Annotated in this window: 12 protein-coding genes, 2 tRNA genes and 3 rRNA genes; 9 read left to right on the top strand and 8 right to left on the bottom strand. The window is 56.2% G+C overall.

The window, feature by feature from the left end:
* Positions 1-161 precede the first annotated feature (161 nt).
* The 3 genes from ACYZT8_RS17035 (at position 162) to ACYZT8_RS17025 (ending at position 4,501) form a co-directional block, all read left to right on the top strand.
* Positions 162-1,118: a fumarylacetoacetate hydrolase family protein gene (locus tag ACYZT8_RS17035; RefSeq protein WP_461974416.1), complete on the top strand. Its 957-nt coding sequence runs from the start codon at positions 162-164 to the stop codon at positions 1,116-1,118.
* The gene (locus tag ACYZT8_RS17030) at positions 1,118-3,019 is read left to right on the top strand and encodes an acyl-CoA synthetase (protein ID WP_461974414.1); all 1,902 of its coding nucleotides are present in this window, start codon (positions 1,118-1,120) and stop codon (positions 3,017-3,019) included. The genes ACYZT8_RS17035 and ACYZT8_RS17030 overlap by 1 nt, the downstream gene beginning before the upstream one ends.
* Before the next feature lie 162 nt (positions 3,020-3,181).
* On the top strand, positions 3,182-4,501 hold the full coding sequence (locus tag ACYZT8_RS17025) for an outer membrane protein transport protein (RefSeq protein WP_461974412.1): 1,320 nt from the start codon (positions 3,182-3,184) through the stop codon (positions 4,499-4,501).
* Between the two features lie 117 nt (positions 4,502-4,618).
* Here the strand turns inward: ACYZT8_RS17025 and ycaC are convergent, their stop codons facing one another.
* A complete protein-coding gene (gene ycaC / locus ACYZT8_RS17020) occupies positions 4,619-5,251 on the bottom strand; it encodes an isochorismate family cysteine hydrolase YcaC (RefSeq protein WP_461974410.1) in 633 nt (210 codons plus the stop codon).
* Positions 5,252-5,497: 246 nt separating this feature from the next.
* Between ycaC and ACYZT8_RS17015 the strand changes: the two genes are divergently transcribed.
* From ACYZT8_RS17015 to rrf, 6 genes are all read left to right on the top strand, one after another.
* Positions 5,498-5,707 (top strand): hypothetical protein, encoded by a 210-nt coding sequence (locus tag ACYZT8_RS17015; RefSeq protein WP_461974407.1) that lies wholly within the window; start codon positions 5,498-5,500, stop codon positions 5,705-5,707.
* 696 nt (positions 5,708-6,403) lie between these two features.
* Positions 6,404-7,942, top strand: a 16S ribosomal RNA gene (locus tag ACYZT8_RS17010).
* 82 nt (positions 7,943-8,024) lie between these two features.
* Positions 8,025-8,101: transfer RNA gene (locus ACYZT8_RS17005), tRNA-Ile, on the top strand.
* Between the two features lie 30 nt (positions 8,102-8,131).
* Positions 8,132-8,207 (top strand) — tRNA-Ala (locus ACYZT8_RS17000).
* 249 nt (positions 8,208-8,456) lie between these two features.
* Positions 8,457-11,348: ribosomal RNA gene (locus ACYZT8_RS16995) — 23S ribosomal RNA — on the top strand.
* 159 nt (positions 11,349-11,507) lie between these two features.
* Positions 11,508-11,623: ribosomal RNA gene (gene rrf / locus ACYZT8_RS16990) — 5S ribosomal RNA — on the top strand.
* Together the 16S, 23S and 5S rRNA genes with 2 tRNA genes alongside form the textbook arrangement of a ribosomal RNA operon.
* Positions 11,624-11,754: 131 nt before the next feature.
* On the opposite strand, the gene ACYZT8_RS16985 is transcribed toward rrf, so the two are convergent.
* The 7 genes from ACYZT8_RS16985 to ACYZT8_RS16955 all read right to left on the bottom strand — a co-directional run bounded on the left by ACYZT8_RS16985 (position 11,755) and on the right by ACYZT8_RS16955 (position 19,763).
* Entirely contained in the window at positions 11,755-12,570 is an 816-nt protein-coding gene (locus ACYZT8_RS16985) for a DUF1206 domain-containing protein (protein WP_461974405.1), read from the bottom strand.
* Between the two features lie 126 nt (positions 12,571-12,696).
* Positions 12,697-13,452, bottom strand: a complete 756-nt coding sequence (locus tag ACYZT8_RS16980; protein WP_461974403.1) for an ABC transporter ATP-binding protein — start codon at positions 13,450-13,452, stop codon at positions 12,697-12,699.
* The gene (locus ACYZT8_RS16975) at positions 13,446-14,507 is read right to left on the bottom strand and encodes a FecCD family ABC transporter permease (RefSeq protein ID WP_461974401.1); all 1,062 of its coding nucleotides are present in this window, start codon (positions 14,505-14,507) and stop codon (positions 13,446-13,448) included. Before ACYZT8_RS16975 ends, ACYZT8_RS16980 begins: the two co-directional genes overlap by 7 nt.
* Entirely contained in the window at positions 14,504-15,691 is a 1,188-nt protein-coding gene (locus ACYZT8_RS16970; protein WP_461974399.1) for an ABC transporter substrate-binding protein, read from the bottom strand. Before ACYZT8_RS16970 ends, ACYZT8_RS16975 begins: the two co-directional genes overlap by 4 nt.
* A 64-nt stretch (positions 15,692-15,755) precedes the next feature.
* Positions 15,756-18,170, bottom strand: a complete 2,415-nt coding sequence (locus ACYZT8_RS16965) for a TonB-dependent siderophore receptor (RefSeq protein ID WP_461974397.1) — start codon at positions 18,168-18,170, stop codon at positions 15,756-15,758.
* A gap of 99 nt (positions 18,171-18,269) precedes the next feature.
* Positions 18,270-19,247, bottom strand: coding sequence for a FecR domain-containing protein (locus ACYZT8_RS16960; RefSeq protein WP_461974396.1), 978 nt, complete (start codon positions 19,245-19,247; stop codon positions 18,270-18,272).
* A complete protein-coding gene (locus ACYZT8_RS16955; RefSeq protein WP_461974394.1) occupies positions 19,248-19,763 on the bottom strand; it encodes a sigma-70 family RNA polymerase sigma factor in 516 nt (171 codons plus the stop codon).
* Positions 19,764-19,774: the final 11 nt, after the last annotated feature.

Raw genomic sequence — 19,774 nt, 5'->3', positions numbered from 1 at the left:
CGGGCAATTCAACCAGATACGGCCGGCGCGATGTGCTCAAAGCCGGCGCTGTGATCGCTGGCGGCTCGTTGATTTACAGCGTTACCAGCCCTTTACAAGAACAACACCAGAATTCTCATGCCATCGAGCATGGGAAATACACTGCTCCAGGAGTACCTTCAATGTCTGCTGTACACGTAGTCCGCTTTGAATTTCAGAACGGTATCCACTGGGGCGTGCTTCGCCAGGGCCGTATCACAGTTGTTCCCGGTGTTTTTGAAACCACCGGTGACTTCATTAGCCAGAACAGTCTCGACGACCTCGCTCAACTGAAAGGTTCGGAGTTGGAAGAGGGCGACGTAAAACTGCTGTCGCCGGTGACCCGTAACCAGCAGTTCGTCTGCCAGGGTGCCAATTACCGTCAGCACATGATCGAGTCGGGCATGGACCCGGATGCGAAGAAATTCAACATGATCTTCACCAAGGCGACGAGTTGCCTGGTGGCGGCTGACAGCGTCCTGATCAAGCCACACCACGTGCGCTTCCTTGACTACGAGATCGAACTGGGCCTGGTGATGAAGCGCTCGATCACCGGCGCCATTGCTGTCACCGACGCCAATCTGCATGAGTTCATTGCAGGCATTGTCATTGTCAACGACTACTCGGCGCGTGACATTCAGATTCCCCAGATGCAGTTCTACAAGGGCAAGAGCTACCGCACTTTCGGCCCGGTCGGTCCGTACCTGTGCCTTCTGGATGCCAAGGACATGCATTACCTCAAGGCACTGCAGCTGAAGCTGACGGTCAACGACCAGGTTCGACAAAACGACAGCACGGCCAACCTGGTTTACGGCCCCGCTGAAACCCTGACCGAACTTTCCGCCTTGCAAGATCTCGCCGTTGGTGACCTGATCGCCACCGGTACGCCTGCCGGCTGTGCGCTGACGATCCCTTCGCCTGCCAAAATGCGCATTGCAGCCCTGCTGCCGGAAGCCACCAAGTGGAAGCTTTTCCTCAAGGCGCAGGAAGGCCGGACGCAGTATCTCAAGGTCGGTGACATGGTCGAGGCGCGCATTCGCAGCGCCGATGGTGTTATCGACCTCGGCGTACAACGCAACCGCGTTGTGGGGGAAGCCTGATGCTTGTGCAGACCCTGGATGACATCGAAAGTCTCGAACGAGTCCCCTTGTCGGAGCGTGGTCTGGCTTGCAGCACTTATGAAGCGCTGCGTGTGGCGGCCGAGCGCACCCCCCAGGCACCGGCGCTAAGCTTCTTCGTCGATGCCGCCGATTTCAAGCGCACCCACGAGTGGAGTTACTCCCAGCTCTTTGGAGATATTACCCGCGCGGCGAATGCCTTCGATGACCTGGGCATAAAACCGGGCGAGGTGATTGCTTTCATCCTGCCAAACCTGCCGGAAACCCACCTCACTCTATGGGGCGGGGAGGCGGCGGGGATCGCCATGGCGATCAATCCTCTGCTTGAAGCCAAGCAGATGGCTGGCTTGCTGAATGCCGCGAAGGCTTCCGTGGTGGTGACGCTCGCGCCGACGGCGGGCAGCGATCTGTGGCCCAAGTTGGCATCGCAGCTGGTTCATTTGCCCACGGTCAAGTCTGTTGTCTGGGTAAGCATGGAGCCCTATGTCGCAGAGCCTGTACGTGGGGCTTTGAAAGCTGCGGCACTGAAGGAACGAGACTTACACAGCGGCATCGCGATTCACGATTGGCAATCGCTGGTGAATACTCAGCCACACACCTACCTCAAGAGCGGTCGGCAAATCCGCGAGGATGAGTGCTCCTCCTACATCTGTACGGGCGGCACCACGGGACTTCCCAAGATCGCCGCGCGTACCCATGGCTCTGAAGTATTCAATGCATGGGCCGTGGCCGCACACTTGCAGCCACGCAGTGGTGGCCAGGTTATCTTTTGTGGTCTGCCGCTGTTTCATGTCAATGGCCAGCTGGTGACTGGACTGATGCCTTGGACTCAAGGCGACCATGTGATCCTCGGGACGCCTCATGGGTATCGAGGCGAGGGGGTGATCCTACGATTCTGGGAGATGGTCGAGCACTTCGGTATCAACCTCTTTTCCGGCGTGCCAACGGTCTACGCCGCGCTGCTGCAAAATGAATGGCAGGGTCGCGACCTGTCCAGTCTTCGCTTTGCCATGTGTGGCGCCGCCCCCATGCCAGCTGAGCTTTTCCGGGAGTTCGAGCGCCGGACCGGGGTGAAAATCCTTGAAGGTTACGGTCTGACTGAGGGCGCCTGTGTCTCCTCGATCAATCCGCCCCATGGCGAGCGCTGCATCGGCTCCATCGGGATACGGATCGCCTACCAGAATATGCGCGCGGTCTTGCTCAATGATTCGGGAGAGTATCTGCGCGACGCCAACGTGGATGAGATCGGCATCATCACGATCAGTGGTCCGAACCTCTTTGAGGGCTATCTGGAGGAGCGTCATAACCAGGGCCTCTGGATCGATATCGACGGTCAGCGCTGGCTGAATACGGGCGATCTGGGTCGCCAGGATGCACAAGGTTACTTCTGGCTGACCGGGCGTAAAAAGGAGCTGATCATCCGCGGCGGCCACAACATTGATCCCAAGCAAATTGAAGAAGCGCTTCAGGCGCATCCCGCCGTCGCTTTGGCCGCTGCAATCGGCAGCCCCGATGCCTATTCGGGCGAGGTGCCGGTCGCCTACGTTCAACTGCGTCCCGGGCAAGTGTGCAACGCCGAAGAACTTCAAGAGTTCGCCCATCACAACATCAGCGAGCGGGCAGCAGTTCCCAAGCGCATTGAAATCCTCGAAGCGTTGCCACTGACTGCCGTGGGCAAGATATTCAAGCCGGCTTTGCAGCAGCGGGAGATTGCCAAAGTAGTCCAGCAGGAAGTCGAACGTCTGGGGCTCTCGGATATTGCTGTTGAAGTCGTGCAGGACAATCGTCGTGGGCAGGTTGCCTGCGTCAGGGCCGGCACTGGTCAGGAAGTCCTGGCTCCGCTTTTGGGGCGTTACAGCTTTCAAGTCGAGTGGATTAATTGAGTTCTTGATTCGCACTCTGTAAGTCCAGCAGTCATGCCCTGGCACTGTTAAGCCAGGGCATTTACAAAACTTCGATCAACTCCAACCGGCACTGAGAAGTGCACTGGGCGGCGAAGCCTTGCCTGCGTGCAATAAACAAAAACAATAAACAAGAGGTGGAAAATGAAACTGGATAGCCGTGTGATCCCGTGTCTCTCTGCTCAGCGAAAGTGTGCTGTCTGGATTAAGTTCACCAATGCCATGGCATTCCTTGGCGTCTCTACAATGGCAGGCGCCAATGGCATTGCCCTTAACGAACAAAGTGCAAGCAGTGCGGGAACTGCCTATGCGGGAAGGTCGTCTTCTGCACTGGACGCCAGCACTATCTTTGGCAATCCGGCAGGCTTGACCAAGTTGAAGCGCACTGAGATTTCCGGCGGGGCCGCAGTTATCTCGGTGAGTGATGACATCAGTGACGCGCAGAGCAGCGTCGCGGGAACGAACAAGGGGGACTCGGTACCTTTGGGGGCCGTGCCTTTCGCTTACATGTCAACGCCACTTGATGATCGCCTTTCGATTGGTCTGGGGCTCTATGCACCGAGTGGTCTGATCAATGATTACGAGAGCACTTTTCAGGGGCGCTACCATGGCTCCTATAGCACGACCAAGGAAATAACCCTGCAGCCCACCATTGCCTGGCGGATCAATGATTACGTATCCATTGGTGGCGGCCCGACCATAAATCGTTTCAATGCAAAACTTCAGAATTACCTGGCCACTGGCGCCCTGAACAACGGCGAGGACACACTAGTCACCATCAAAGGCGATGACACATCACTTGGTTATAACGTCGGCATCCTGGTTGACTTTACTGAAGCAACCAGTTGGGGGATTAACTATCACTCGAAGGTGGACTATGAACTCGAAGGGCATACCGAGGTTTCTGGCTCCCCGAGCGTTATCCCGCTGGACGGAAAGTATGACAACAAGATAGACCTCACGATGCCCGAGTCCGTGGACACGTCGATCACCCATCATTTCAATAATCGCTGGACGGGCTACCTGGGGACAACCTGGAAACGTTGGAGTCGGATCCAGAAGGTCGAGGCGGTCAACAGCGGTCTTTCTCCCGTGGGCCAAGCGGCTGGCATGGGAAATGTGATCGAAGAAATGAACTGGCGCGACACTTGGAGTACCGCAGTTGGCGCCTCCTATCAATTGAACCAACAATGGCTGCTGCGCGCCGGCTATGCCTATGATCCGTCGCCAATCAGGAATGCTGATCGCAGCGTACGCATTCCGGTTGGGAATCGCCAAGCCGTGACCTTGGGTGGCGCCTATTCGCCGAATTCCGATCTGACGATTGACTTTGCTTATGGTTATCTCTGGGATTCCAAAGTCTCGGTAAAACAGTCGAACAACTCTGGCGTTCAACCGGCATACAGTGCCAACTATGAAAACAGTGCGAATGGATTTTCAGTGCAGGCAACTTATCGGTACTGATGGACACGATTGGGTTTCTTGCCCAGGCACAAACGTTAAAGCCTTCGATTTGAGGTCCATCCTGGCGACTTATGCCAAAAGCCCGCGAAAGCGGGCTTTTGTTTTTGCGAGTGAGGTTTACGCCTGGCGCGCTGTGAATGCCGAGTAGCTGTTCATCAGGTTGCGGTAGTTCGGAATGCGCTGGGACAGCAGATTGCCCAAGCCTTCGATGTCGTTGCGCCAGTCGCCCTGCAACTCGCAGGCTACCGAGAACCAGTTCATCATTTGCGCACCCGCTTGCGTCATGCGGGTCCACGCCGCCTGTTGCACGGTGGTGTTGAAGGTGCCGGAAGAGTCCGTGACCACGAACACTTCAAACCCTTCAGCCAGGGCCGACAGCGTCGGGAAGGTCACGCAAACGTCGGTCACGACGCCGGCAATGATCAGTTGTTTGCGACCGGTCGCCTTGATCGCCTTGACGAAGTCTTCGTTGTCCCAGGCGTTGATCTGGCCAGGACGGGCAATATAAGGCGCGTCCGGAAACATTTCCTTGAGCTCCGGCACCAGCGGGCCATTGGGACCTTGTTCGAAACTGGTGGTCAGGATGGTTGGCAGGTCGAAGAACTTGGCCACGTCAGCCAGGGCCAGCACATTGTTTTTGAACTCATTGGGCGAGAAGTCCTGCACCAGCGAGATCAGGCCGGTCTGGTGGTCGATCATCAGGACTACGGCGTCGTCTTTGTTCAGGCGGCTGAAAGTGGCGTTGCTCATGATGAAATCCTTTATCGAGATGGGTAAGTGGCGTCGTTCAACATGGGCTCAGATTAATCATCTGCGAGAAAGGGAAAAAGAGGGTGAAAACGGTTTAACTGTCAACTCAAAGGAGACAATGAGTGCGAGCTTCGGGCGATGAAGAGAAGAAGTCCGAGAATATGAATCTTTCGAGGTGGCAGCACTCCACTCCTTGAGAGGTGCCTGCTTCTCACATAGCGGTGATACCCCGCTGGGGCTCACATCATGACTTCGTTAGATGACTTCAGAATCCACTCACATGCACTGCTGATCGAACTGGATGCTGCCACCATGGGCATCATGACGCTGGTTTCATCCCGCTGTGTTTCCGGACCCGACTGGGACGACGCGACTAAACGACATCACGATGCTTATGAAGTGTGGAATGCTTTTCTTAATAGTCCTGCATCTACCCTGACTTCGAATCCAGGTTGAATTGGGGTGATGCTACTTCAGAGAGTGTCCAGCCACTGACTATTTGCAGACACGCCACGCAACAAGCTCGACGTAGCTAGACTCCCCACCTCCAGTCGCGCCTGACAATCAAAGTCAGTGTGGTGCCTGCGTGATCAACGCCTACCGTGCCACGAGATCTGTCGGTAAAGACTCGCCCTATGTGCACCTTACGCTGGGGAATCGATAGGGGCGGCATAGGCCAAGGGCAGAAGATGACTTGTGCTTCAGTAATGATGTGATCTGGGGGCTCTACTGCCTTATATGATTTTTACGGACCCTGGATGCTTTCATAGTGGCAAGCTGGGTTCCTTGGTAAGGAAAAGAATTTGTAGAAGGGGGTTGACCACGTATTTTGATCCTGTATTATTCGCCTCCCGCTGACGAGCAGCTTGATGCTGGCTTCAGCTTAAGTAATTGATTTTGTTAACAAAATCAGAAGCTTTTAAGGGTTGCAGTTTGAGGGGGCGTGCTGTAGAGTGCGCTCCTCGGTTGAGACGAAAGATCTTAACCAGCCGCTCTTTAACAACTGAATCAAGCAATTCGTGTGGGTGCTTGTGGAGTCAGACTGATAGTCAACAAGATTATCAGCATCACAAGTTACTCCGCGAGAAATCAAAGATGTAACCAACGATTGCTGAGCCAAGTTTAGGGTTTCTTAAAAACCCAAAGATGTTTGAACTGAAGAGTTTGATCATGGCTCAGATTGAACGCTGGCGGCAGGCCTAACACATGCAAGTCGAGCGGCAGCACGGGTACTTGTACCTGGTGGCGAGCGGCGGACGGGTGAGTAATGCCTAGGAATCTGCCTGGTAGTGGGGGATAACGCTCGGAAACGGACGCTAATACCGCATACGTCCTACGGGAGAAAGCAGGGGACCTTCGGGCCTTGCGCTATCAGATGAGCCTAGGTCGGATTAGCTAGTTGGTGAGGTAATGGCTCACCAAGGCGACGATCCGTAACTGGTCTGAGAGGATGATCAGTCACACTGGAACTGAGACACGGTCCAGACTCCTACGGGAGGCAGCAGTGGGGAATATTGGACAATGGGCGAAAGCCTGATCCAGCCATGCCGCGTGTGTGAAGAAGGTCTTCGGATTGTAAAGCACTTTAAGTTGGGAGGAAGGGCATTAACCTAATACGTTAGTGTTTTGACGTTACCGACAGAATAAGCACCGGCTAACTCTGTGCCAGCAGCCGCGGTAATACAGAGGGTGCAAGCGTTAATCGGAATTACTGGGCGTAAAGCGCGCGTAGGTGGTTTGTTAAGTTGGATGTGAAATCCCCGGGCTCAACCTGGGAACTGCATTCAAAACTGACAAGCTAGAGTATGGTAGAGGGTGGTGGAATTTCCTGTGTAGCGGTGAAATGCGTAGATATAGGAAGGAACACCAGTGGCGAAGGCGACCACCTGGACTGATACTGACACTGAGGTGCGAAAGCGTGGGGAGCAAACAGGATTAGATACCCTGGTAGTCCACGCCGTAAACGATGTCAACTAGCCGTTGGGAGCCTTGAGCTCTTAGTGGCGCAGCTAACGCATTAAGTTGACCGCCTGGGGAGTACGGCCGCAAGGTTAAAACTCAAATGAATTGACGGGGGCCCGCACAAGCGGTGGAGCATGTGGTTTAATTCGAAGCAACGCGAAGAACCTTACCAGGCCTTGACATCCAATGAACTTTCCAGAGATGGATTGGTGCCTTCGGGAGCATTGAGACAGGTGCTGCATGGCTGTCGTCAGCTCGTGTCGTGAGATGTTGGGTTAAGTCCCGTAACGAGCGCAACCCTTGTCCTTAGTTACCAGCACGTCATGGTGGGCACTCTAAGGAGACTGCCGGTGACAAACCGGAGGAAGGTGGGGATGACGTCAAGTCATCATGGCCCTTACGGCCTGGGCTACACACGTGCTACAATGGTCGGTACAGAGGGTTGCCAAGCCGCGAGGTGGAGCTAATCCCAGAAAACCGATCGTAGTCCGGATCGCAGTCTGCAACTCGACTGCGTGAAGTCGGAATCGCTAGTAATCGCGAATCAGAATGTCGCGGTGAATACGTTCCCGGGCCTTGTACACACCGCCCGTCACACCATGGGAGTGGGTTGCACCAGAAGTAGCTAGTCTAACCTTCGGGAGGACGGTTACCACGGTGTGATTCATGACTGGGGTGAAGTCGTAACAAGGTAGCCGTAGGGGAACCTGCGGCTGGATCACCTCCTTAATCGACGACATCAGCTGCTCCATAAGTTCCCACACGAATTGCTTGATTCATTGAAGAAGACGATAAGAAGCAGCCCGAAATTGGGTCTGTAGCTCAGTTGGTTAGAGCGCACCCCTGATAAGGGTGAGGTCGGCAGTTCGAATCTGCCCAGACCCACCAATTTTGTGTGGGAAACGCCTGTAGAAATACGGGGCCATAGCTCAGCTGGGAGAGCGCCTGCCTTGCACGCAGGAGGTCAACGGTTCGATCCCGTTTGGCTCCACCACTAACTGCTTCTGTTTGTTGAAAGCTTAGAAATGAGCATTCCATGGTGACATGGTGAATGTTGATTTCTAGTCTTTGGCTAGATCGTTCTTTAAAAATTTGGGTATGTGATAGAAAGATAGACTGAACGTTACTTTCACTGGTAACGGATCAGGCTAAGGTAAAATTTGTGAGTTGCTCTTAATTGAGTATTATCGAATTTTCGGCGAATGTCGTCTTCACAGTATAACCAGATTGCTTGGGGTTATATGGTCAAGTGAAGAAGCGCATACGGTGGATGCCTTGGCAGTCAGAGGCGATGAAAGACGTGGTAGCCTGCGAAAAGCTTCGGGGAGTCGGCAAACAGACTTTGATCCGGAGATGTCTGAATGGGGGAACCCAGCCATCATAAGATGGTTATCTTAAGCTGAATACATAGGCTTAAGAGGCGAACCAGGGGAACTGAAACATCTAAGTACCCTGAGGAAAAGAAATCAACCGAGATTCCCTTAGTAGTGGCGAGCGAACGGGGACTAGCCCTTAAGTGGCTTTGAGATTAGCGGAACGTTCTGGAAAGTACGGCCATAGTGGGTGATAGCCCTGTACGCGAAAATCTCTTAGTCATGAAATCGAGTAGGACGGAGCACGAGAAACTTTGTCTGAATATGGGGGGACCATCCTCCAAGGCTAAATACTACTGACTGACCGATAGTGAACTAGTACCGTGAGGGAAAGGCGAAAAGAACCCCGGAGAGGGGAGTGAAATAGATCCTGAAACCGTATGCGTACAAGCAGTGGGAGCCCACTTTGTTGGGTGACTGCGTACCTTTTGTATAATGGGTCAGCGACTTATTTTCAGTGGCGAGCTTAACCGAATAGGGGAGGCGTAGCGAAAGCGAGTCTTAATAGGGCGTCTAGTCGCTGGGAATAGACCCGAAACCGGGCGATCTATCCATGGGCAGGTTGAAGGTTGGGTAACACTAACTGGAGGACCGAACCGACTACCGTTGAAAAGTTAGCGGATGACCTGTGGATCGGAGTGAAAGGCTAATCAAGCTCGGAGATAGCTGGTTCTCCTCGAAAGCTATTTAGGTAGCGCCTCATGTATCACTGTAGGGGGTAGAGCACTGTTTCGGCTAGGGGGTCATCCCGACTTACCAAACCGATGCAAACTCCGAATACCTACAAGTGCCGAGCATGGGAGACACACGGCGGGTGCTAACGTCCGTCGTGAAAAGGGAAACAACCCAGACCGTCAGCTAAGGTCCCAAAGTTATGGTTAAGTGGGAAACGATGTGGGAAGGCTTAGACAGCTAGGAGGTTGGCTTAGAAGCAGCCACCCTTTAAAGAAAGCGTAATAGCTCACTAGTCGAGTCGGCCTGCGCGGAAGATGTAACGGGGCTCAAACCATACACCGAAGCTACGGGTATCACTTAGGTGATGCGGTAGAGGAGCGTTCTGTAAGCCTGTGAAGGTGAGTTGAGAAGCTTGCTGGAGGTATCAGAAGTGCGAATGCTGACATGAGTAACGACAATGGGTGTGAAAAACACCCACGCCGAAAGACCAAGGTTTCCTGCGCAACGTTAATCGACGCAGGGTTAGTCGGTCCCTAAGGCGAGGCTGAAAAGCGTAGTCGATGGAAAACAGGTTAATATTCCTGTACTTCTGGTTATTGCGATGGAGGGACGGAGAAGGCTAGGCCAGCTTGGCGTTGGTTGTCCAAGTTTAAGGTGGTAGGCTGGAATCTTAGGTAAATCCGGGATTCTAAGGCCGAGAGCTGATGACGAGTGTTCTTTTAGAACACGAAGTGGTTGATGCCATGCTTCCAAGAAAAGCTTCTAAGCTTCAGGTAACCAGGAACCGTACCCCAAACCGACACAGGTGGTTGGGTAGAGAATACCAAGGCGCTTGAGAGAACTCGGGTGAAGGAACTAGGCAAAATGGCACCGTAACTTCGGGAGAAGGTGCGCCGGTGAGGGTGAAGCATTTACTGCGTAAGCCCATGCCGGTCGAAGATACCAGGCCGCTGCGACTGTTTATTAAAAACACAGCACTCTGCAAACACGAAAGTGGACGTATAGGGTGTGACGCCTGCCCGGTGCCGGAAGGTTAATTGATGGGGTTAGCTAACGCGAAGCTCTTGATCGAAGCCCCGGTAAACGGCGGCCGTAACTATAACGGTCCTAAGGTAGCGAAATTCCTTGTCGGGTAAGTTCCGACCTGCACGAATGGCGTAACGATGGCGGCGCTGTCTCCACCCGAGACTCAGTGAAATTGAAATCGCTGTGAAGATGCAGTGTATCCGCGGCTAGACGGAAAGACCCCGTGAACCTTTACTATAGCTTTGCACTGGACTTTGAATTTGCTTGTGTAGGATAGGTGGGAGGCTTTGAAGCGTGGACGCCAGTTCGCGTGGAGCCAACCTTGAAATACCACCCTGGCAACTTTGAGGTTCTAACTCAGGTCCGTTATCCGGATCGAGGACAGTGTATGGTGGGTAGTTTGACTGGGGCGGTCTCCTCCTAAAGAGTAACGGAGGAGTACGAAGGTGCGCTCAGACCGGTCGGAAATCGGTCGTAGAGTATAAAGGCAAAAGCGCGCTTGACTGCGAGACAGACACGTCGAGCAGGTACGAAAGTAGGTCTTAGTGATCCGGTGGTTCTGTATGGAAGGGCCATCGCTCAACGGATAAAAGGTACTCCGGGGATAACAGGCTGATACCGCCCAAGAGTTCATATCGACGGCGGTGTTTGGCACCTCGATGTCGGCTCATCACATCCTGGGGCTGAAGCCGGTCCCAAGGGTATGGCTGTTCGCCATTTAAAGTGGTACGCGAGCTGGGTTTAGAACGTCGTGAGACAGTTCGGTCCCTATCTGCCGTGGACGTTTGAGATTTGAGAGGGGCTGCTCCTAGTACGAGAGGACCGGAGTGGACGAACCTCTGGTGTTCCGGTTGTCACGCCAGTGGCATTGCCGGGTAGCTATGTTCGGAATAGATAACCGCTGAAAGCATCTAAGCGGGAAACTAGCCTCAAGATGAGATCTCACTGGGACCTTGAGTCCCCTGAAGGGCCGTCGAAGACTACGACGTTGATAGGTTGGGTGTGTAAGCGCTGTGAGGCGTTGAGCTAACCAATACTAATTGCCCGTGAGGCTTGACCATATAACACCCAAGCAATTTGACTACTCGAAAGAGCATCAGATTGCGGTGTGTGAAGACGAAACGAACCGAAAGTTCGAGATACTCACAAAACACCGAAAGCTGTCACATACCCAATTTGCTGAAGCGAGACCAACAGGTCACGACTCAGTACCCGAATTTCTTGACGACCATAGAGCATTGGAACCACCTGATCCCATCCCGAACTCAGCAGTGAAACGATACATCGCCGATGGTAGTGTGGGGTTTCCCCATGTGAGAGTAGGTCATCGTCAAGATTAAATTCCGAAACCCCAATTGCGCAAGCAGTTGGGGTTTTGTTTTGTCCGCAGGAAAGTGGCGTGACAAAAAAGGGATGGTCCAGCGGCTATCCCAAGTTCCAGCAGCACCGTCAGTGAAACTTATGCCGCTATGCTTTCTGTACTCCAGGCACATCCATGTTTATCTTGCGCCACGCGGCTTCGGACAAGCTGTAAACCGAAAAAGCGATCAACCCCAAGGCCATCACCATCAAAATCACGCCTCCGGCCGGCAGGTTCTGGAGCGCATCGAGAGCTTCCTTCATGCCTGGCGGATCCATGGCTTTATAGCGGGAGCCACTGAATATCAGCAACACTGCGATCTCGATAAAGACGACGCCACGGGCTATAAGACCGAACCGAGACACTGGACGGACGTACCGCATGACGTCTTCGTCAGCTTCAAAGTATTTCTCGAACGACGACTTCCATCCCTTGATGATGTGAGCAATGCCTACGCCGAGAGGGACGAGTGCGACCAGGTACACCACTACATTTGAGTGGTCCCAGGACAACAGATGCGCCAGTAAATCCCTGGTTTGTCCGCCCCCGGAATTTCCCGAGCTTCTGATGCCGCCAATGAGCAGGCCCAACGCAAAAAACGCCAGCGCACCGTTGACCACACCTCCCGCCAACAGCCCGACCCGAATGACCAAACCCTTCATTTTGTTACCGTGATGATCAACATCGCGTATGGCTTGCAACACACGCCAACCGGCGAAGGCGAGCAGGCCCGCCACCACCAATCCGACTAAAACATAACCGAATGGCTGGCTTAACAGTGCCTCCAGGCTCTTGTGGCTGTCTTTCGGTTTTGTCGAGTCTTGAGCCGCGAGCAGCGCGAAGATCCCAATGATCAGGTAAAGAACACCTCGAGCGGCATAACCTCCCCGAGCGAGTACAACAAGGCTGTGGTGAGCAGACATGGGAGCTTATTCCGCAGAAGTAATAATAGAGCTGACCTTTCGAGTTGGGAGGGGTTCATTGAGAGTAGGGTTGGCGGCTTGAGAATCCCTTCATCCGACGACCGATCGGTAAGAGGACTCACGGGATCAAACGATATCGTCAATCAGGATATGGTGCTGCCCCCGACTGCACGTTTCGATCCGCGCCTCGACCTTGTAGACGTTGCGCAGCATCAATTCGGTAATCACCTCGTTGCTCGGTCCGCTGCCTTGAGCTGTCCCATCGGCGATCACCAACACCTGGTCGGCAAAGCGCAACGCCTGGTTCAGATCGTGAATCGCGATGAACACGATAACCTCGCGTTTACGAGCGAGCGCCCGCATGAAATTCAGCACTTGCACCTGCCGGTGCATGTCCAGCGCGCTGGTCGGCTCGTCCATCAACAGGATCTCCGGTTCGCGCACCAGCGTTTGTGCGATTGACACCAACTGTTGCTGGCCGCCGCTGAGTTCACCGAGGTTGCGAAAGGACAGTTCGGTGATCCCGAGCGCGCCGAGAATCTCGTCGACCAGATTCAATTCATCGTCGTGGACGACCCAGCCCGGTGTCAGTTGTTTACGCGCCAGAAGCACTGATTCGTAGACCGTCAGACGCGCACTGACATTCAAGCCCTGAGGCATGTAGCTAATGCCCTGATGGCCCTTTTTCGAGTCCTGCAGGATGACCTGGCCGGGCCCGTCAATCAGCCCGGCCATGCGTTTGAACAAGGTGGATTTACCCGCTGCGTTCGGCCCGACCACGGCAACCACCTGACCACCCGTGAAAGAGGCTGTGGTGACGCCTGAAATGATCTCGCGCTGCCCATAACGGGCGCCGAGGTTATCGAGCTGGATCTTCACCATGAGTTTTTCTTCCCGCTGAGAATCAGAGATATGAAGAACGGCACGCCGATCAATGAGGTGACGACGCCGATGGGGAAAATTGCGCCCGGGATCAGGGTTTTGCTGACGACCGAACTGGCGGAAAGTATCAGCGAGCCCGTGAGTAAAGAGGCCGGCAGGAAGAACCGTTGATCCTCGCCAATCAGCATCCGGGCGATGTGCGGGCCGACCAGTCCGATAAACCCGATGGTGCCGACAAAGGCCACCGGGAACGAGGCGAGCAGGCTGACCATGATCAGGGTCTGAAAACGCAGACTGCGCACGTTGATGCCGAAACTCGCGGCCTTGTCATCGCCCAGCCGCAGGGCAGTCAATGCCCAGGCGCGTTTGGCAAAAATCGGCACGGTGATCAGGATGACCAGGCAAATGACCCCGAGTTTCGGCCACGTGGCTTTGGTCAGGCTGCCCATGGTCCAGAACACCACGGCCGCCACGGCTTGTTCGGTGGCAAAAAACTGCACCAGGGCCAACAGCGCATTAAAGGTAAACACCAGGGCAATGCCAAGCAGCACGATGGTCTCGGCGGTGACCCCGCGGCGCATGCTCAGGAAGTGGATCAGCAGGGCTGACAGCATGGCCATGATGAACGCATTCACTGGCACCATGTACTGCGCCGCCAGCGGGAACAGCGCCACGCCGAATGCCAGCCCCATGGCTGCGCCAAAACTGGCGGCGGCGGAAATGCCCAGCGTGAACGGACTGGCCAGCGGGTTGTTGAGGATCGTCTGCATCTGCGCGCCGGCCAACGACAGCGCGGCACCGACCGCAACTGCCATCAGCGCCACGGGCAGACGGATTTCCCACATCACCACCCGTACTTGCGCTGAAGCGGTGTCCGGTGAAAACAGCGCGCCGAGCACTTCAGTGAGGCTGTAGCTCGCCGGCCCAAGGGCCAGATCAAGCAGCACACTGCAAATCAATAACACCACGAGCCCGCCAAGGATCAGGCGTTTGCGCAGCACCAATCGACGGTAAGTGTCGCGCTGAACGACCATTGCTTCGTTCAGTGAAGTCATTGTTTGGCCTCAGGCTTGTTCAGGCTGACAAAGTATCCGGACTCGTACGGCACCGGCAGAAACCGCTCATGCAACTCGCGCAACGACGCGTCCGGGTCCAGATCGGCAAACAGCGTCGGATGAAACCATTTCGCCAGTTGCTGGATGGCCGCGAATTGGTAGGGGCTGTTGTAAAACTGGTGCCAGATGGCATGAAAGGCTTGATCCTTCTGAGCCTTGATGCCCGCGTAGGCAGGGCGTTGTGTGTACCACGCCAGTTTGTGTCTGGCCTGGGTCATGTCCGCCCCTGGGCCGACGCCGACCCAATGGCCACCGGGTGCAAAGGCTTCCCAGTTGGCGCTGGTGACAACCACCTGGTCCGGGTCGGCGACGATGACTTGCTCAGGGTTCAACTGGCCGAAGGTGCTGGGGATGATGCTTCGGGCAATGTTGTTGCCACCGGCCATGTCGACAAAAAGGCCGAAATTTTCGTTGCCGAAACTCAGGCAGCAATCATCGGTGTAGCCACCGATGCGCTCGATAAACACGCTGGGGCGGGACGGATGGCGCGCCTCAATGACGTCGGTGACGCGATGGATCTGCTGATTGCGAAAGTCGATAAAGGCCTCGGCGCGTTCTTCCTTGCCAAACAGCTGGCCGAACAGGCGCATGGTCGGCTCGGTGTTCTGCATCGGGTTGTTGCGAAAGTCGACGTACACCACAGGGATTCCCAGGGCGTCGAGTTTCTCGATGTAACGCGCATCTTCGGTGGCGTGCTGCGCCTCGATGTTGAGGATGATCACGTCGGGTCGCTGGGAGATCGCCTGTTCGATGTCGAAGGTGCCATCTTCAAACCCGCCAAAGGTCGGGATCTTAGCGATGGCGGGAAACTTGCGCAGGTAGGCGCCGTAGGTGTCCGGGTCAGACTGGATCAAGTCCTTGCGCCAGCCGACGATGCGTTCAATGGGGTTTTGCGTATCCAGCGCGGCGACCAGGTACAACTGGCGGCCTTCACCGAGAATGACGCGCCTGACCGGGAGGTGCACCTTGACCTTGCGCCCCAGCAGATCGGTTACCGAACCAAGCGCGGGATCCGGGTCGGCTGCGAGTGCGTGGTGAGGTGTCAGAGCACACAGCGACAGGCCCAGCAGTCCTGCGAACAGCAGCGCAGCGAAGGCTTGGGGTCGTCGAAAGAAGGTAACCATGGTGTATTCCTTTGCAGAAGCCAGACCGGACAACGGCTCACGGCGCCGCGCCGGGGCGGACGTTTCAGAAATCGACGGTGGCCGACAGCAGCAGGGTGCGTGGTGAACCTTGGGAGAACGCCCCGTAGGAAGCGACGCCCGACCAATACTCGCGGTCGAACACGTTCTGCACGGTGGCGCGCAATGTCGTCGGGTGGTCCGCAATGCGGGTAGCAAAGCGTGCTCCGGCATCGAAGCGGGTCCAGGCATCGAGTTCCTGGGTGTTGGCCTGGTTCACGTACTGGCTGGCGGTGTAGATCGCGCCACTGGTCAGCGTCAGACCCTCGATCCACGGGGTGTCCCATTCGGCCCAGAGGTTGGCTTGAACGTTCGGGACGCCAACCGGTTTATTGCCACGGTTGGCGGCAACACCGGTCTTGGTCAGTTCCCCATCGAGGAGTGTCACGCCACCGAGTAGGCGCGTGCCCTGGGCAATTTCGCCAAACAGGCTCAACTCGATGCCGCGATTGCGCTGCTCGCCTTGTACCGAGAACCTCCCGGACGACAGCTCGCCACTGGGCTTCTGGATCTGGAACAGGGCCAGTGTGGACATGAAGCTGCCGTAGTCGACTTTTACGCCGACTTCCTGTTGCCGGGAGATGTAAGGTGAAAAAATCTCCCCCGCGTTCGAGGCGGCGGACGGCGCGATGTCACCCTTGCTCAGGCCTTCGATGTAGTTGTAGTAGAACGACACGTGGTCCCAGGGTTTGGCGACGACGCCGAACAGCGGCGTGGTATCGCTTTTGTCGTAGGAGGTCGTGACCGTCCCGGCCGCATTGTAGTTATCGGACTTGATGTTCTGTTTGCGCACGCCAACGGTGACTTGCAAACGCTCGTCCAGCACCGAAAGGGTATCGGCCAGGGCCACGCCAGACAGTTCGCTCTCGGAGATTTTCGGTGTGTCCGGTTTGGCGATGGAGGGTTCTGGACGGTCGACCGGGTGATAGATATTCGACAGGATCGCCGGGCCGGAAATGATGCCTCGGGACAACTCATCGCGATAGCGGGTGACTTGCAGGGCGGCGCTGTGACTGACCGGCCCGGTGTCGAAGCGCAGGCGAGCTCCGGCGTCGACCGTGTAACGCTGGACTTCGAACTTGTAGTAGCCGGGGATTGAAGACGTGTCGCCGGCTGCGTTGATGATGGTCGGGGTCTGATCGGACATGCGCGCCACCTCCGATTTGCCGCCACCGGCGTGGGCAAATACGGTCAGGGCATCGTCAAGGTCGTATTCGCCACCGAACAACGCCGACTGGTCACGGGTTTCGGACCAGCCCCAGTCCTGGCTCACGCTGGTACGGCCGTTGGCCGCAGAGGGAATCGGTACGCCGGGTGCGATGAGAAACGGTCGGGACGCGGCGTCGAATTGTTCTTTCTGGCTGATCAGATCCAGGCTGGTCCGCAGGCGGTCACCTTCATAGTCCAGGGAGATGGCGCCGATGTCGATGTCCCGGGATTGCTTGTCGATTGCCGTGTCGCCTTGCTGGACACTGCCGTTGATCCGCACACCGAACCGGCGCTCCTCACCGAATCGCCGACTGACGTCGATGTGGCCACCGAGCTGCGAATCCATGCCGTAGCTGGCAGTGAACCGGGTCAAGTCCTCGTCAAGGGAGCGCTTGGGCACGACGTTGATCACACCGCCAACGGCGCTATTGGGTGACATGCCATAGAGCAGGGCGCCGGGGCCTTTCACCACTTCGATGCGTTCGACGTACTCGGTGAACACCCGGTAGTTGGACGCCACACCGTACACACCGTCGAACGCCAGTTCACCGAGATTGCCTTCGCCGACGGGAAATCCACGGATGAAAAACGAATCGACGATACCGCCGGTCTGGCCCGTGGAGCGCACCGAGGAGTCACGTTCCAGCACATCGCCGACGGTGATCGCCTGCTGATCCTTGATCAATGTCGAGGTGTAGGTGCTGATGCTGAAAGGCGCGTCCATCACATCGGTATTGCCCAGCATGCCGAGGCGTCCACCGCTGGCGACCTGGCCTCCCGGGTACACGGGGGGCAAATTGTCGGTACGTCGGTCGGTGCCATTGATCGAGGTTTCCTCCAGGGTCAACTGGCGTGCTACCAAGGTGTAACTGCCGTCGTCGCGTAACACCATTTCCAGGCCACTTCCGGCCAGCAAGCGTTTGATCGCCTCCTGCGTGGAGTAAGTGCCGGACAACCCTGGACTGATCAAACCTTCGGTTAACGATGGCTGGAACGACAAGGCAATGTCGGCATCCACGGCAAAGCTCGACAGGATTACACCAAGCGGCCCGGAGGCAATGGTGTAAGCACGGACCACGGAAACGTCCCGTTGCGCCGGTTCGGCGGCCAAGGCAAGCGGGCAGGCGGCAACAGTCAGGACCAGACTGAGCAACACACTGCGAATCACTGCCTTGAGCGGACGATCCGGGCGCAGGGGTCGTGCAACGAGCATTAATGGATGACCCTAAAGACGAGAGGAAAATGTTCTTCCTCTCCTTGCCAGTTGAGATCAAAAAAAGTATCACCCTGCGGCAACTTTTTTTGCACGAGGTCAGGCGGGGGAGAGCGTCACCCAGTAACCGCTCAAGTGGCCGGTGACGAGTACCGGGTAGGTTTGCACCAGCATGTTCAGCGTGCGCTGGGTATCGTTGATGGGGAAGGCGCCGGAAATGCGCAGCTCGGCAATGGCCGGATCACACCGCACGAAGCCTTTTCGATAACGCGCCAGCTCGGCGACGAAATCCGCAAGACGCATCTTGTCGGCCATGAGCATGCCTTGGGTCCAGGCACCGATAGAGCGGTCTGTCGGGTTTACCGGGCCAAACGTGCGGGATGAAAAATCGGTGCGCTGTCCGGCGTTGATGATCAACGGGGCGGCCTGGCTGCTTTCCGCCAATTCGATCCTCACCGCGCCGTCCAGTACCGCGAGATGGGTGCGGGGCTGCAGTTCGCGAACGGTAAATCGCGTGCCCAGTGCCTGCATCCGTCCCTGGCGTGTGCTGACCAGGAAAGGGCGTGCCAGCGGCGAAATATCGGGCGCGGTCTGCACCAGTATTTCACCTTCACGCAAGTTGATCAGCCGCTGATTGGCGTCGAAGATCACATTGATGGCGGTGTCGGTATTCAGGGTGATGTGCGAGCCGTCGGCCAGGGTCAACTCGCGCCGCTGGCCTACAGCCGTGCGGTAGTCGGCGGACCATTGCTGCGATTCCAGCAGTTTCCAGCTACCCCAACCGGCCGGTAGCACCGCCAGAAGCAGGGCCAGTTTGCCCAGGGCCACGCGGCGTTCGGGATTGCTCGGGCGATCCAGCGCCGACATCGCCAAGGACGATGGCAACCCGCCGAGCTTGCTCTGCAGTAACTGCGCGCGAGACCAGGCACGATCACGTTCGGGAGTGCTGGCTTTCCAGCATTCCCATTCGGCACGCTCGGCGTCGCTGAGCTCGCTTTCACTCAAGCGCATCAGCCACTCGGCGGCTTCTTCGAGCACTTTGCTGTCGAGTTGCGAGTCATTGCGACGAGTGAGCATTCATTCCACCAGCATCAGGCACTGCACGAAGGCCTGCTTCATGTAGCGCTTGACGGTGATCAGCGAGACGTTCAGTTGCGTGGCGATATCGTCGTATTTCAGGCCGCCGATCTGCGACAGTAAAAACGCGCGCTTGACCAGCGGTGGGAGGGTGTCGAGCATCGCGTCGATCTCGTGCAGGGTTTCCAGCACCATGAAGCGCAATTCCGGCGAAGGCACTTCGGGCGCGGGCAGGTGTGTGAGGGCATCAAGGTAGGCGCGTTCGAGTGCCTTGCGCTGATACCAATTGACGAGAATGCCCTTGGCCACGCAGCTCAGGTAGGCCCGGGGCTGCTCGATGACCGTGACCTGGGAGGCCAGTATGCGCGTGAAGGTGTCCTGCGCCAGATCCGCCGCATCCATGGCGTTACCCAGTTTTTTTCGCAGCGTGGCGTACAGCCAGCCGTGATGGCCGCTGTACAGGGCCTCGATCGCGCGCAGGTGATTGCTGTTGTTCGCGGGAAGGGTATCGCTCATGGCGGCAGTTT

Source organism: Pseudomonas sp. LB3P93 (assembly GCF_054898025.1).
The sequence above is the reverse complement of the archived record's forward strand: the minus strand, read 5'-3'. Positions and strand labels throughout refer to the sequence as shown.

What these genes read in the sequence shown, in the direction of transcription:
- ACYZT8_RS16955 (WP_461974394.1), bottom strand. Translation starts at nt 19,763, where the DNA reads ATGAGCGATACCCTTCCCGCGAACAACAGCAATCACCTGCGCGCGATC.
- ACYZT8_RS16980 (WP_461974403.1), bottom strand. Translation starts at nt 13,452, where the DNA reads ATGGTGAAGATCCAGCTCGATAACCTCGGCGCCCGTTATGGGCAGCGC.
- ACYZT8_RS17030 (WP_461974414.1), top strand. Translation starts at nt 1,118, where the DNA reads ATGCTTGTGCAGACCCTGGATGACATCGAAAGTCTCGAACGAGTCCCC.
- ACYZT8_RS17035 (WP_461974416.1), top strand. Translation starts at nt 162, where the DNA reads ATGTCTGCTGTACACGTAGTCCGCTTTGAATTTCAGAACGGTATCCAC.
- ACYZT8_RS16965 (WP_461974397.1), bottom strand. Translation starts at nt 18,170, where the DNA reads ATGCTCGTTGCACGACCCCTGCGCCCGGATCGTCCGCTCAAGGCAGTG.
- ACYZT8_RS16975 (WP_461974401.1), bottom strand. Translation starts at nt 14,507, where the DNA reads ATGACTTCACTGAACGAAGCAATGGTCGTTCAGCGCGACACTTACCGT.
- ACYZT8_RS17025 (WP_461974412.1), top strand. Translation starts at nt 3,182, where the DNA reads ATGAAACTGGATAGCCGTGTGATCCCGTGTCTCTCTGCTCAGCGAAAG.
- ycaC (WP_461974410.1), bottom strand. Translation starts at nt 5,251, where the DNA reads ATGAGCAACGCCACTTTCAGCCGCCTGAACAAAGACGACGCCGTAGTC.
- ACYZT8_RS16970 (WP_461974399.1), bottom strand. Translation starts at nt 15,691, where the DNA reads ATGGTTACCTTCTTTCGACGACCCCAAGCCTTCGCTGCGCTGCTGTTC.
- ACYZT8_RS16960 (WP_461974396.1), bottom strand. Translation starts at nt 19,247, where the DNA reads ATGCTCACTCGTCGCAATGACTCGCAACTCGACAGCAAAGTGCTCGAA.
- ACYZT8_RS17015 (WP_461974407.1), top strand. Translation starts at nt 5,498, where the DNA reads ATGACTTCGTTAGATGACTTCAGAATCCACTCACATGCACTGCTGATC.
- ACYZT8_RS16985 (WP_461974405.1), bottom strand. Translation starts at nt 12,570, where the DNA reads ATGTCTGCTCACCACAGCCTTGTTGTACTCGCTCGGGGAGGTTATGCC.